Source organism: Devosia marina (genome assembly GCF_009758415.1).
In the GTDB taxonomy this organism is placed as follows: Bacteria; Pseudomonadota; Alphaproteobacteria; order Rhizobiales; family Devosiaceae; genus Devosia; species Devosia marina.
In genome coordinates, this window is the sequence record NZ_WQRF01000001.1 from 272,903 (window position 1) to 285,856 (window position 12,954).

The 12,954-nt window shown below is 61.8% G+C and carries 12 protein-coding genes; 10 read left to right on the top strand and 2 right to left on the bottom strand.

Features of this window, described 5'->3' with window-relative positions:
- The first annotated feature begins 47 nt into the window (after nucleotides 1–47).
- The gene (locus GO014_RS01280) at nucleotides 48–1,715 is read left to right on the top strand and encodes an NAD+ synthase (protein ID WP_343030700.1); all 1,668 of its coding nucleotides are present in this window, start codon (nucleotides 48–50) and stop codon (nucleotides 1,713–1,715) included.
- Nucleotides 1,712–3,040, top strand: a complete 1,329-nt coding sequence (gene gltX / locus GO014_RS01285; RefSeq protein WP_157288812.1) for a glutamate--tRNA ligase — start codon at nucleotides 1,712–1,714, stop codon at nucleotides 3,038–3,040. The genes GO014_RS01280 and gltX overlap by 4 nt, the downstream gene beginning before the upstream one ends.
- Here gltX and GO014_RS01290 read toward each other — a convergent pair.
- The gene (locus tag GO014_RS01290) at nucleotides 2,985–4,124 is read right to left on the bottom strand and encodes a DUF2865 domain-containing protein (protein ID WP_157288813.1); all 1,140 of its coding nucleotides are present in this window, start codon (nucleotides 4,122–4,124) and stop codon (nucleotides 2,985–2,987) included. The two genes, gltX and GO014_RS01290, sit on opposite strands and share 56 nt — an antisense overlap.
- 198 nt (nucleotides 4,125–4,322) lie before the next feature.
- On the opposite strand from GO014_RS01290, the gene GO014_RS01295 reads away from it, so the two are divergent.
- Together GO014_RS01295 and GO014_RS01300 are read left to right on the top strand one after the other, a co-directional pair.
- Nucleotides 4,323–5,330 carry a fumarylacetoacetate hydrolase family protein gene (locus GO014_RS01295; protein WP_116589777.1) on the top strand — a complete coding sequence of 336 codons (1,008 nt, stop codon included), beginning with the start codon at nucleotides 4,323–4,325 and terminating at the stop codon, nucleotides 5,328–5,330.
- A 110-nt stretch (nucleotides 5,331–5,440) separates the two neighbouring features.
- Nucleotides 5,441–5,890: a c-type cytochrome gene (locus GO014_RS01300; protein ID WP_116589778.1), complete on the top strand. Its 450-nt coding sequence runs from the start codon at nucleotides 5,441–5,443 to the stop codon at nucleotides 5,888–5,890.
- Nucleotides 5,891–5,898: 8 nt separating this feature from the next.
- Here the strand turns inward: GO014_RS01300 and GO014_RS18920 are convergent, their stop codons facing one another.
- Entirely contained in the window at nucleotides 5,899–6,171 is a 273-nt protein-coding gene (locus tag GO014_RS18920) for a hypothetical protein (protein WP_179952905.1), read from the bottom strand.
- Between the two features lie 26 nt (nucleotides 6,172–6,197).
- Here GO014_RS18920 and cysS point away from each other — a divergent pair, with 26 nt between their 5' ends.
- From cysS to GO014_RS01330, 6 genes are all read left to right on the top strand, one after another.
- The gene (cysS, locus tag GO014_RS01305) at nucleotides 6,198–7,616 is read left to right on the top strand and encodes a cysteine--tRNA ligase (RefSeq protein WP_157289765.1); all 1,419 of its coding nucleotides are present in this window, start codon (nucleotides 6,198–6,200) and stop codon (nucleotides 7,614–7,616) included.
- 66 nt (nucleotides 7,617–7,682) lie between these two features.
- Nucleotides 7,683–8,066 carry a VOC family protein gene (locus tag GO014_RS01310; protein WP_157288814.1) on the top strand — a complete coding sequence of 128 codons (384 nt, stop codon included), beginning with the start codon at nucleotides 7,683–7,685 and terminating at the stop codon, nucleotides 8,064–8,066.
- Nucleotides 8,053–8,526 (top strand): GFA family protein, encoded by a 474-nt coding sequence (locus GO014_RS01315; protein WP_157288815.1) that lies wholly within the window; start codon nucleotides 8,053–8,055, stop codon nucleotides 8,524–8,526. The genes GO014_RS01310 and GO014_RS01315 overlap by 14 nt, the downstream gene beginning before the upstream one ends.
- A complete protein-coding gene (locus GO014_RS01320) occupies nucleotides 8,526–9,020 on the top strand; it encodes a GFA family protein (protein WP_157288816.1) in 495 nt (164 codons plus the stop codon). The genes GO014_RS01315 and GO014_RS01320 overlap by 1 nt, the downstream gene beginning before the upstream one ends.
- Nucleotides 9,021–9,037: 17 nt before the next feature.
- Entirely contained in the window at nucleotides 9,038–10,681 is a 1,644-nt protein-coding gene (cimA, locus tag GO014_RS01325; RefSeq protein ID WP_157288817.1) for a citramalate synthase, read from the top strand.
- Nucleotides 10,682–12,811, top strand: a complete 2,130-nt coding sequence (locus tag GO014_RS01330) for a LysM peptidoglycan-binding domain-containing protein (RefSeq protein WP_157288818.1) — start codon at nucleotides 10,682–10,684, stop codon at nucleotides 12,809–12,811.
- The last annotated feature ends 143 nt before the right edge of the window (nucleotides 12,812–12,954 follow it).

The window sequence follows — 12,954 nt, forward strand, 5'->3', positions numbered from 1 at the left end:
GGCGCCATGCCGGATGGTCCTGTCCCTTGCACCCAGGCCAGCTTCCAGTGACCGACCAGCTTCGCATCGCGCTCGCCCAGCTCAATCCCAAGGTGGGCGACCTGTCCGGAAACCTTGCGCTCGCACGCAAGGCACTGGACGACGCCAAGGCCGCCAGGGCCGACATACTGATGTTGTCCGAATTATTCCTCACCGGCTATTTTCCCGACGATCTGCTGTTCAAGGAGCAGTTCATCAAGGACGCCATCGGCACCGCGCGCGCGCTGGTGGCTGATACGAAGGGCACCGATGTTGTCCTCATTCTGCCCACCATCTGGCTCGACGTGACGGGCCTGCACAATGCGGTCCTCGTTGCCGAACATGGCGACATCACCGCCATCCGCTACAAGCGCGAACTGCCAAACAGCGACGTCTTCTATGAAAAGCGCTATTTCGAGCCCGGTCCGCTGCCGCTGCCCGTTTCCATCAAGGGCGTCTCGGTGGGTATTCCGATCTGCGAAGATGTCTGGCACACGCCCGTGTGCGAACATCTGGCCATGCGCGGCGCCGAAATCATGCTCTGCCCCAACGGCTCACCCTACTGGACCAACAAGCAGCATATCCGAAAGGACCTGGTGCGCGCCCGCGTTGCCGAAGACGGCGTGCCCATGCTCTATCTCAATCAGGTCGGTGGCCAGGACGAACTGGTCTTTGATGGCGCCTCCTTTGCCATGGAGCCGGGCGACAAGCTCGCCGTGCAAGGCAGGTCCTTCGAGCCGGATTTCATTGTCTCGGACTGGACCCGGAGCGAAAATGGCTGGACCTGCACCAACGGCCGCATCGAGGAGCTGACATCGGTCGAGGAAGCCCCCTGGCGCGCCTGCGTCCTTGGCCTGCGCGACTATGTCCAAAAGAACGGATTCTCCCACGTCGTGCTGGGGCTTTCTGGCGGCATCGATAGTGCTGTCGTCGCCGCCATGGCCGCTGATGCCTTCGGGCCGGAGAAGGTCCACGCCATCATGCTGCCCTATCGCTACACCTCCGAGGCCAGCCTGCGTGATGCCAAGGACTGCGCCGACAGGCTCGGGGTCCGCTATGACGTGGTTGCCATTGGCGATCCGGTCGACAATGCGCTCAATGAGTTGCAGCCCATTTTCGGCAACCGGCCAATCGACATAGCCGAGGAAAACATTCAGTCCCGCATGCGCGGCACCATTCTAATGGCGGTCTCGAACAAGCTGGGCTCCATGCTGCTCACCACGGGCAACAAGTCTGAAATGGGCGTGGGCTACGCCACCATCTATGGCGACATGAATGGCGGCTATAATCCGCTCAAGGACATGTTCAAGATGGATGTCTATGCTCTGGCCGCCTGGCGCAACAAGCACCTGCCGGGCGATTGCCTGGGCCGGGCGGGGGAGGTCATTCCTCAATCCATCATCGACAAGGCACCCAGCGCAGAACTGCGCCCCGACCAGACAGATCAGGACAGCCTGCCGCCCTATCTGGTGCTAGACGACATCCTGACCTGCATTGTCGAGGAGGAAATGGCGCTGGACGACGTCGTCGCGCGCGGCCACGACGCAGCCCTCGTCACGCGCATCGCACGTCTGCTCAACATTGCGGAATACAAGCGTCGCCAGTCAGCGCCGGGCCCGAAGATCACGCCCCGCGCCTTTGGGCAGGGTCGCAAATATCCCATCACCAATGGCTATAAGGACGGGACCATCGGATGAGTGTAATTGTTCGCTGGGCGCCGTCTCCCACTGGCCGCATTCATCTCGGAAATGCCCGCCCGGCCTTGCTCAACTGGTACTTTGCCCGCCGCCATGGCGGTCGCTACGTGCTGCGCATGGATGACACGGACCACGCGCGCTCCACCCGCGAATTTGCCGATGGCATAGAGGTGGACCTGTCCTGGCTCGGCATCCAGCCAGACATGTTGGTGCGTCAGTCCGAGCGGACAGCGCTCTATGATGCCGCCCGAGATCGTCTGATCACGGCCGGTCGTCTCTATCCTTGCTACGAAACCGAGGAAGAACTGGACCGCAAGCGCGCCCGTGCGCGTCTACTCGGCAAGCCGCCGATCTATGATCGTGCTGCACTGAACCTCACGGATGAGGATCGCGCCCGGCTGGAGGCGGAAGGCCGCGCGCCGCATTGGCGTTTCAAGCTCGACGGTCGCCCCGTGCAGTTCGATGATCTCATCAAGGGGCAGCAGACGGTCAACACCGCATCCATGTCCGATCCGGTTCTGATCCGTGCGGATGGATCCTATCTCTATACGCTGCCGTCTGTTGTCGACGATATTGATCTGGGTATCACCCATATTATTCGCGGCGAGGACCATGTCTCCAACACGGGCACCCAGATCGAAATCTTCGAAGCCCTGGGCGCCGCGCCGCCAATCTTCGGTCACCACAACCTGTTGACCGATGCACAGGGACAGGGCTTCTCAAAGCGCCTGGGCAGCCAGTCGATTGCCGATTTCCGTGATGAGGGCTACGAGCCGATGGCCGTGGCCATCGTTGCCACTCTGACCGGCACCAGCCTGCCGGTCGAGGCTTATGACAGCCTCGATGCGATCGCCGAGAAGCTCGATTTTTCGATGATTTCGCACGGATCCGCCCGGTTCGATCCTGCCGAACTCGATACGCTCAATGCCCGCCTGTTGCACGCGATGCCCTATGCTATCGCCGCGCCGCGCCTCAGCGCGTTGGGGCTCGAAGGCGAGGCCATGTGGTCCCTGCTGCGTGAGAACCTCGTCAAATTCCCCGACATCGTGGAATGGTCCAAGCTGCTGACCGGTCCAATTGAGCCAGTCGTGGCCGACGAGGATCGTGACTTCCTGGCCTTGGCCAAGGCGCTGCTGCCCCCTGAGCCATGGGACGACACCACCTGGAGCCAGTGGACCAATGCCCTCAAGGCGAGCACCGGGCGCAAGGGCAAGAGCCTGTTCTTGCCGCTGCGCATGGCCCTGACGGGCCGTCACGATGGTCCGGAACTCAAGTCCCTGCTTGTCCTGCTCGGGCGTAAGGTGTGTCTGGACCGACTACCCTGACGCTCTTGCCGCCAAGCTCGACAATCCGCAACTCCGGCGCGGCTGGGGCACTCGGCTGACGCGCAATTTCTCCCGGCCCTGCCGGACGCGGTCTGGGCAGGGGGACATCGACAAGGGCGACAGTCGCTACAGCTTCCGCCGGGGAGGCCTGCACCGGTGTAACCCCTCGGGGATCCCGCAATGGCATGGGAATGCGCAGCCCATTGATGTCCAGCATTGCCCGGTTGCTGCCATCTGCTGCGGCCACCACGGTCACCGAACCATCGGCAGTGGGCGCGGCACTGCAACTGGCCGACTTGTCGAACTCATTGCGATAGGCAAAGGCCGTTGGCAGCGACATATAGGGCACGCCATTGATGCTGCGCATCTGCTCGGGCTCTTCGCCCGGATTGCTGTAATAGTAGAGTTCGACTGCCGTGTTGGGGCACATCTGCTGGCAACTGATCGCGTCATTGCCGATATAGTCGGGCAGGGTGGCGTAGCTGATCGGCCAGAAATAGCCATCGCTCAGGCGCACGCATACCGTGCGCACTGTGTTGTAGCCCTGATAGCCCCAGTAATCGCCGCCGTCGATGAAATCGCCATTGGTGAAATCGCCCTCTGATGTCGTACCAAAGATCCGGTCGAAAATATTCTGGCGTTCACGGGTAAACGTCGCGTTGGATCCCGAATTGCAGCCGAAGCGTGCCATTTCCTGCAGGATGGCCTCGCGCTGCTGGGCCACCGCATTGGCGGTCTCTACCGATTGGCTCACCTGGGCATAGTCATCCCGCAGGCTCAGCACGTCGCGCGCGATTAACTGGCAGCTCCGGCTCAGCGTGCGACCGGCGCGCGCGTCGTCATTGCAGCCTTCACGAATGTAGCGGCTCTCTGCCTGTTGCACCTGGCGCTGCAACTGACGCGCCGCGTTGGAGTTGCTGCCGAGCTGGCGGAAGTCGCCATTGCGGTCGAACTGGGCCAGCGCTGACTGCAATTGCTGGCACTGGGCCGCCTGCGCATGGGCTGCCTCGACATCCAGCACCAGGACGATTGCCGTCAGGATCAGCAGGACAATTGGGCGAAGCCCGGACAAAGTGAAATTCACGCCATATTCCCGTTTGCGGAGGCCAAACCCGCTTGCGTCTAATGGGCCCTGGTGGGTCGCGCAGCAAATCAATGACTTGAAGCGCCAAACTGATTCTAACGCCATGGATAATGCTTTAACGTCCGTGGCAACATTATAGCGACATGATTTGCCCTGCGGTAGCGCGTCCGGGCAACACAAGCTTCAAGGAGAGATCGCATGAAACTCGCCACACTGCGCAATGGCCGCCCCGACGGTCAGCTCGTGGTCGTTTCCAGCGATCTTGAAAGATGCGTTTCTGCTGGCCGTATCGCGCCCAACCTCCAGGCCGCCCTTGATGAATGGGCGCACGCCGAGCCTGCCTTGAAGGCGCTTGCGGCCCAGCTTGATGCTGGCGAGATTACCGGCCAGGTCTTCGACCCCAAGGCAGCTCATGCGCCTTTGCCCAGGGCTTATCAGTGGATCGATGGTTCGGCCTATATGAGCCATCTGGAGCGCGTCCGGTCGCTCAAGGGCAGCAAGGACGAAGAGCTGCAATCCATCCGTCCGCTGCTCTATCAGGGCGGCTCCGATTCGCTTTCGGCCGCCACGGCGCCAATCGTAATCACCGGCGACGACCTGGCGCTCGATTTCGAGGGCGAAGTCGGCGTGATCATCGGCGCCGTGCCCATGGGTGCGACCCGCGAGCAAGCCAGGTCTGCGATTCGGCTGGTGACTGTGCTCAACGACGTGTCGCTACGTCGTCTGGTTGTCGATGATCTCCAGAACGGATTTGGCTTTTTCCACGCCAAGCCATCCACCGCCTTTGCGCCCATTGCGATGACCCCGGCCAGCCTTGGCGCCGACTGGCGTGACGATCGCCTGCACCTGCCCATTCGTATCGAAGTCAACGGCAAGCTTTATGGGCGGCCAAATGCCGGCACTGGCATGCATTTCGATTTTGCGGATCTGATCGTCGAGGCGGCCCGCACCCGCAATTTGGCAGCCGGCACCATTATTGGCGGCGGCACAGTGTCCAATCCACACGATCAGACCTTGCCGCTCAAACCCGACGGCATCGGGTTTGCCTGCATTGCCGAGGCGCGTACGGCGGAAAAAGCCAAGTACGGCAGGGCCCGCACACCGTTTCTGAAGCCTGGCGACAGGGTGCGCATCGGCGCCATAGATCAAAATGGAATCTCGGTCTTTGGCGATATCGATCAGACGGTCGAACTGCTGGCCCGCTGACCGATAACTTTCACGTGTGCCCGTTGGGCCTGTCACAAAGCCATGTAATCGTGCCGACAACGGGAACAGAGGCCCGGTTCGATGCACATCTTTTTTGAGGGAACCAATTGATGCTCAACCGCAAGCTTGCCAGCTTTGCTGCCGTTGCCTTTCTGGCCATCGGTGCTGTCACCGTATTTGCTCAGGATGCTTTCACCCCACCTGCTACGCCGGAAGAGGCCGTCTCCATGCGCCAGGCTCTTATGCGCGAAGACGGTGGGATTCTGCGCACGGCACGCGACCTGACCGGTGACGAGGCGGTCGCGGCAATGACAACCCTGCGCGACAATTACAGCCACATTCCGGAGCTGTTCCCCGAAGGCTCCATCGTTGGAGACACGAAAGCCCTGCCGGCCATTTGGGAGAACTGGGAAGCCTTTACGGCCATTGTCGATACCGGTCTGGCTGCCGCAGAAGCGGGCCGCGCCGCCGCCGAAGCCGGGGATGCGGCCGGCTATGCTGGCGCGTTGCAGACCCTGATGGGCACCTGCGGGCAGTGCCACCAGCAATTCCGTTCCTGACAACGGAATCAAGTTTCGTTCGCCTCCAGAGCGATCGGGCGGTCTTCGGACCGCCCCTTTTTGGTTCGGAGCGTTTCCAGCAAAATGGTTCCGGTTTCGCGGTTTGGAAACATGGCGCGCAAAATCACTTGATTTCTTCTGGCCGCCCGGCCAATCTCCGCGCCATGAACACCGCGTGCACCATTATCTGCTGCATTATTACCTGCTAACCCAGCGTTGGCGGAGCGGTCTTCTTCATCCTGACGGTTTGAAAACGGATAGAGGCTCTCCCGCCAGAGCAATTCCGTATGGCCTACAGGACCTCGCGATGACCACGGCAAAGCCGCAGCTTTCTCTCTACAACACGCTTACCCGGACCAAGGCCCACTTCGTGCCGATGGACGAGAAAAATGTGCGTCTCTATGCCTGCGGCCCCACGGTCTACGACTTCGCCCATATCGGCAATGGCCGCGCCGCCATCGTCTTCGATCTGCTGTTTCGCCTGCTGCGCCACACCTATGGCGTCGAGCACGTCACCTATGTGCGCAACATCACCGACGTCGACGACAAGATCAACGCCCGCGCCCTGCGCGACCATCCCGACCTGCCGCTGAACGAGGCCATCCGCAAGGTCACCGAAACCACCGCCGCGCAATACGGGAAAGACGTGGCCGCGCTCGGCTGCCTCGAGCCGACCATCCAGCCCCGCGCCACCGAAAACATCGCCGAAATGCAGGCGATGATCCAGCGCCTGCTGGACAAGGGCAACGCTTATGAGGCGGGCGGCGAAGTGCTGTTTGCCGTGGATTCCATGCCCGACTACGGCCAGTTGTCCGGCCGCAATCTCGAAGACAACCTCGCTGGCGCCCGCGTCGCGGTGGACACGCACAAACGTAATCCGGCCGACTTCGTGCTCTGGAAACTGTCGTCCGAGGATGAACCCGGTTGGGAGAGCCCCTGGGGCCGCGGTCGGCCTGGCTGGCATATCGAATGCTCTGCCATGTCTGAGCGCTATCTGGGCGAAACCTTCGACATTCACGGCGGCGGACTCGACCTCATTTTCCCGCACCACGAAAACGAAATCGCCCAGTCGCGCTGCGCCCACGGCTCGCACACCATGGCCAATGTCTGGATACACAACGGCTTCCTGCAGGTCGAAGGCCAGAAGATGAGCAAGAGCCTGGGCAACTTCTTTACCATCCATGACCTCCTCGAGACCAAAGCTTTGGGCGGCCGAAAATGGCCCGGCGAAGTGTTGCGTCTTGCCATGCTGATGACGCATTACCGCGAGCCGATCGACTTCACGGTGCGACGGTTGGAGGAAGCTGAAGCGTTGCTCAACGGCTGGTACCGTGCTGTGGGCGACGTGACGGCCGAGGGCGGACTTTTATGCGCCGGCATGGTCGACGCGCTTGATGACGACCTGAATACCCCGGCAGCCGTCCGGGCCTTGCATGAACTGCGCGCCGAAGCAGTCAAGGGTATCGTGCCAGCCATGCGCTCGCTTAAGGCAAGCGCGGCCTTGCTTGGCTTGCTCACTGATACGGCAACGCATTGGTTTTCCGGCGAGGATGTGGAGGCTGGCGCGGTTCAAACGCAAGTAGCCGCCCGCCTTGCCGCCCTGAACGCCAAAGACTTCGCCAAGGCCGACGCCATCCGCAACGAACTTGCCGACCAGGGCATCGCGCTGATGGACTACAAGGACGAGGCCGGCCAGCGTCAGACCAAGTGGGAGGTCAAGCGGTGACCTTCCTGCCATGCCCTGTCAGCGGAATCGCGCCAGATCGCGGCTTCTCAAAACGGAGTTGGACCCATGCTTGATCACGTTGGAATCCTCGTCGCGGACTGGAACAAGGCCAAGGCCTTTTACGACGCCGCATTCGCCCCGCTCGGCATCACCCTGCTCAACGAAGTTCCAGTGGAATTTACCGGCGGCGTCAAAGTGGGCGGCTATGGCAAGGAAGGGCCGGATTTCTGGCTGACCGAGGCAACGGAAACCGGTCCCGGCCGCCACTATGCCTTCCGCACCGAGACCCGCGCTGATGTTGACGCCTTCTACACAGCCGCCTTGGCCGCGGGTGGAACCGACAACGGTGCACCGGGTCTGCGCGAGCACTACCATCCGACCTATTACGGCGCTTTTGTCATTGATCCCGATGGCAACAATATCGAAGCAGTGTGTCATGCCCCAGGCTGAAGCCCATACCGGTGGCTGCCAGTGTGGCGCGGTTCGTTTCCGCGTCACTCGTCTCGGCCGGCCGTCCATTTGTCATTGCCGCATGTGCCAGAAGGCCTTTGGCGGTTTCTTCGGCCCCCTGGTTACGGCGCATAATGCCGTCTGGACCCGTGGCGAACCGAAATGGTTTCAGAGCTCCAATGCCGCCCGCCGCGCCTTTTGTGGCGAATGCGGCACCCCACTTGCCTATGAGACGCGTTTCGGGCTCGAATTGGCCATCGGTGCCTTTGACGACCCAAAAGTCGCCGCCCCCGAAATCCAGGTCAATCTGACCGACCGGCAGCCATTCTTTGCCGGGCTCAGCACGCTGCCCGAACGTCATGATGTCAGCGACGAGTGGCGCGACTTCATGGCCGGCATCCATTCAAATCAGCATCCAGATCACGACACCAATGACTGGCCACCCAGGGAGAAAACCTGATGGAACGCTACAAAAAAGAGGTCAGTGGCGGGTGCCAGTGCGGCGCCGTGCGTTACCATGCGACGGAAATGATGGATAACTCCCACATTTGTCACTGCCGTATGTGCCAGAAGGCAGTGGGCAATATATTTGCCGCGCTGGTCGCCGCGCCGCGCGAGGCGATCACCTGGACCCGCGATGAACCGGCACGGTTCCGCAGTTCCTATCATGTCGATCGCGGCTTCTGCGTCCGCTGCGGCACGCCGTTGTTCTATGACGACCTGAGCGGCGATCGTGTCAATTTCACCATTGGCTCGCTCGACCACCCCGAAGAATTTCCACCCCACGCCAATACCGGCAATGAAAGCCGCGTCCCCTGGTTCGATACGTTGCCATCCATCGAGCATGGCGGCATTACCGAGGACCCCGAGCGCGAAGACTGGTGGAGCGCGATTCAGGCGACTTCACACCAGCACCCCGACCACGACACTGACGTCTGGCCCGTAAAACAATAAGTACAGTTAGGCCCCTTATGTCCCGCACACGCCTCTATTTGTTCGACACTACCCTGCGCGACGGCGCGCAGACCGCCGGCATCGAGTTCTCGCTTGAGGACAAGATCGCCATTGCCGGCATGCTCGAAAAGATTGGCGTGGACTATATTGAAGGCGGTTATCCCGGTGCCAATCCCGTCGACACCGCGTTCTTTGAAAAGAAACGCACCAGCAAGGCGGTCTTTACCGCCTTCGGCATGACCAAGCGGGCAGGGCGCTCGGCAGCCAACGACCCCGGCGTCATGGGGCTGGTCAATTCGGCGGCTGGGGCTGTCTGCTATGTCGCCAAGGCTTGGGATTACCAGGTCGAGCTGGCGCTTGGCTGCAGCACCGACGAGCACCTCGAAGGCATCGCCGATTCTGTTCGCACTGCCTCCGGCGCCAACAAGGAAGTGCTGGTCGATCTCGAACATTTCTTTGATGGCTACAAGGCCAATCGCACCTATGCGCTTGCTTGTGTGCAGACGGCGCTCGAGGCCGGTGCGCGCTGGGTGGTGCTCTGTGACACCAATGGTGGCACCATGCCCTCGGAGGTGCGCGAGATCGTTGCGGACGTGATGACCATCGCCTCCGGTGACCGTTTGGGCATCCATCCTCATGACGACACCGGCCAGGCCGTTGCCAATGCCCTGGCGGCCGTGGAGGCCGGCGTCTGCCAGATCCAAGGTACGCTGAACGGCCTGGGCGAGCGTTGCGGCAATGCCAATCTGGTGACCCTGATCCCGACCCTGGCGCTCAAGCCCTTCTACGCGGAACGCTTCGAAACTGGCATTTCGTCCGCACATCTCGAAAGGCTGACGCATATTTCGCGCGCTTTCGATGATCGGCTCAATCGCGCCCCGGCGCGGCAGGCGCCCTATGTCGGGGCATCGGCTTTTGCCACCAAAGCTGGCATCCACGCCTCGGCCCTGCTCAAGGATTTTTCTACCTATGAGCATGTGCCGCCTGAAAGTGTCGGCAATGAACGGTCCATCATGGTGTCCCAGCAGGCTGGCAAGTCCAACCTGCTCACCGCCTTGGCGCGCCACGATATCGTGCTGCAAAAGGACGACCCGAAGCTGGAAAAGCTGCTGGCCACCGTCAAGGAGCGCGAATCTCGCGGATACTCCTACGATGGCGCCGATGCGTCCTTCGCGGTTCTCGCCCGTCGTGTCCTTGGAATCTTGCCCGATTTTTTCGATGTCGAGAACTATCGCGCCATGGTGGAGCGCCGCCACAATGCCCTTGGTGAGGAAGTCACTGTCACCGAGGCCGTGGTCAAGATCCGTGTGGATGGCGAATTGTTGATGTCGGTGGCCGAAGGCAATGGCCCGGTCAACGCCCTGGACCAGGCCCTGCGCAAGGATCTGGGCAAATATTCGTCCCGAATCGAGGATCTCGAGCTGGTGGACTTCAAGGTCCGTATCCTGGACGGCGGCACGGGCGCGGTCACCCGTGTGCTGGTCGAAAGCCGCGATGGCAGCGGTGAGCGCTGGGTAACTATCGGCGTTTCGCCCAATATCATTGATGCCTCGTTTGAAGCTCTGTATGAATCAATCACATACAAGCTGTTGAAGACTGAGGCGGCACAGGATTCGACGCTGGGGGCAAACACCAGCCAGGCGGGAACGCTCGCCGGCTGATTGAATTTTTACCGGGAGGGCAAACTGGCCGAAACCGCTCCGAAACGACCTCTGGCTCTGACGATCGGGGCAGCGGCAGTCACTCTACTCGTTGTTCTAGGCGTTCTGTCCGGTCCATCGATTGTCACCTGTTTCAACAGCCCCGAGGGAATGGGGCAGTGCCTGCGCGGCAAGATGGTCGAGGTCGGGCTTATCCCGGCTCCGCCTGCGCCTGCTGTTGCCGAGACCGATGCACCCGCTGAAGAGGTCGTCGCCAATGTCGAAGAAGCGGTGCCGGCTGAACCGGAACTGGATGTCACACCTGCTTTAGAGGCCGAAGCTGACGTCGATCAGGTCGTCGCCGCCACGTTTGGCCTGCTGCGGGCCGAGCCGGATGGCTCGGTTGTCATCGCCGGTAGCGGTACGCCCGGTAGCCGTGTTGAAGTCTTCGCCAATGGCGAACTGCTCGGCACCGTCGAGGTGGGGTCGAGTGGTGACTGGGTCTTTGTGCCCGACACGCCGTTGCCCCCTGGCGGTTTGGAAATCACGCTGGGCGAAGAAGGCAAGCCCGGCACCGCCGAGGACTCCTTCATTGTCGTCATCGACGAAGACAAGACCAGCCAGCCTCTGGTGGTAGCGAGCACGCCTGGCGAGGCCAGCGAAGTGCTTCAGGGCCTGACGGACCCGGCCCAGATCGCCCAGGCGCCCGTGCCCGCTCAGAAGCCGGCAACCACTGAAGCGCCGATATCTGCGGCAGCGCCTGAGACTGCCGGAGCAGGCGAACCTGCCGACGTCGCTGAGCCGGCGGTTGAAAGCGAGACTGCTGTGGCCGCACCTGTCGAACAGGCGGACGTGTCCCAGCCATCGACGGCGACAGAAAGCGTTCCGGCGGTCCCAGCGCCAGAGTCTGATGCCGATCGGTCGGTCGACGAACCCGCCATGGACGTTGCGGCTCTTCCTGAACCGGCAGAGCCGGATGCATCATCTGCTGCCGAGCCGCCGCCCGCCACGCGGGAGTCGCTTCCGACCCAAGAGGCGCCTGCTACCCAAGCGGCTGCAGTCGCCGCCGACGCGGCTGAGCCCGCAGCGGCCACGGATTCGACTGAGCCGGCCGAACCGGTCGTCGAGCCGCCGGTTGAGTCTGAAGTTGCCACTGAGGACACAGTGGACGCCGCCGAGACCCCGGTGGCCGCCACCGACGAGCCAGTTGTGGACCAGACGCCTGCCGAGGAACCTGCGCCGGTGCAAACCGCTGTGGTGGTGCCGCCGACCATCGATGCCATAGAGCTCGAGAACGATCGCACCTTCTTTGCAGGTGCCGGGCCCGATGGCGGGATCATTCGCCTCTATGTTGACGACAGCTTCGTTGCCGATACGACTGTTGAAGGTGGGCGCTGGCTGGTCGAGGCCGGTCCGGTCCTTGATTCACCCAGCCAGCGGGTGCGTGTTGATCTGCTGCAACCGGGTTCCGCGGATGTCATCGCGCGCGCCGAAGTCGATTTCGTCGTGGATGTCCCGGGTGCCGACACGCCGATCGATGTTGCTCAAGCACCAGCACCGGAAAGCGAACCCGCTTCAGCGCCTGAAACCACCGCTCCCCCGGTCCCAGCACCGGCGGCAGACGCGCCAGTCGAGCCTGCGGTTGTCGCTCCCGACGTGCCTGCGATCGAAGCCGACGTGGCTGTACCAGAGGAGGGGACTCCCCAACCAGCCGAGACGCCTGAGCCGGTCGTTGCCGAGCCTGAACAGCCGTCTGAAGCGCCAGACGTGCAAGTTGCAGCAGGTGATCAGACAAAGCCTGTATCGGCCCAACCGACGACTACCCCAACTGCCGCCGATGCGCCCGCTTCGGAGGAACTACAGCAGGCACTGGCCGAACCGGTTGAGTCGGCTGTGGAAACGGTCTCGGACGAGCCTACCGTGCCGACCATGGTCGCCGTGTCACTGGGAGATCCGGATGCGCAGCGTTTCGCTTCCGGCAAGGCCATTATTCGCCGTGGCGACAACCTTTGGACCATCGCGCGTCGCGTTTACGGTGAAGGGCTCAAGTACACAACGATCTACCAGGCCAACACTGGGCAGATTCGCGATCCGGACCGCATCTATCCGGGTCAGGTCTTCGACCTGCCCGAGGAAGTGCCGGTTCAGTAATCCACCAGAAAGCGGCGCCGAAAGGCGCCGTTTTCACGGGACTATTGATTTTCTGCGCCGCAAGCCCCATCTTCCATCGCAATTCACCGATCAACTGGACAGGGCCAGCCCCACTGGGCGGTCCCGACACGCCGAGCACAGCG

What these genes read in the sequence shown, in the direction of transcription:
- gltX (WP_157288812.1), top strand. Translation starts at nt 1,712, where the DNA reads ATGAGTGTAATTGTTCGCTGGGCGCCGTCTCCCACTGGCCGCATTCAT.
- GO014_RS01295 (WP_116589777.1), top strand. Translation starts at nt 4,323, where the DNA reads ATGAAACTCGCCACACTGCGCAATGGCCGCCCCGACGGTCAGCTCGTG.
- GO014_RS01300 (WP_116589778.1), top strand. Translation starts at nt 5,441, where the DNA reads ATGCTCAACCGCAAGCTTGCCAGCTTTGCTGCCGTTGCCTTTCTGGCC.
- cysS (WP_157289765.1), top strand. Translation starts at nt 6,198, where the DNA reads ATGACCACGGCAAAGCCGCAGCTTTCTCTCTACAACACGCTTACCCGG.
- GO014_RS01310 (WP_157288814.1), top strand. Translation starts at nt 7,683, where the DNA reads ATGCTTGATCACGTTGGAATCCTCGTCGCGGACTGGAACAAGGCCAAG.
- GO014_RS01315 (WP_157288815.1), top strand. Translation starts at nt 8,053, where the DNA reads ATGCCCCAGGCTGAAGCCCATACCGGTGGCTGCCAGTGTGGCGCGGTT.
- GO014_RS01320 (WP_157288816.1), top strand. Translation starts at nt 8,526, where the DNA reads ATGGAACGCTACAAAAAAGAGGTCAGTGGCGGGTGCCAGTGCGGCGCC.
- cimA (WP_157288817.1), top strand. Translation starts at nt 9,038, where the DNA reads ATGTCCCGCACACGCCTCTATTTGTTCGACACTACCCTGCGCGACGGC.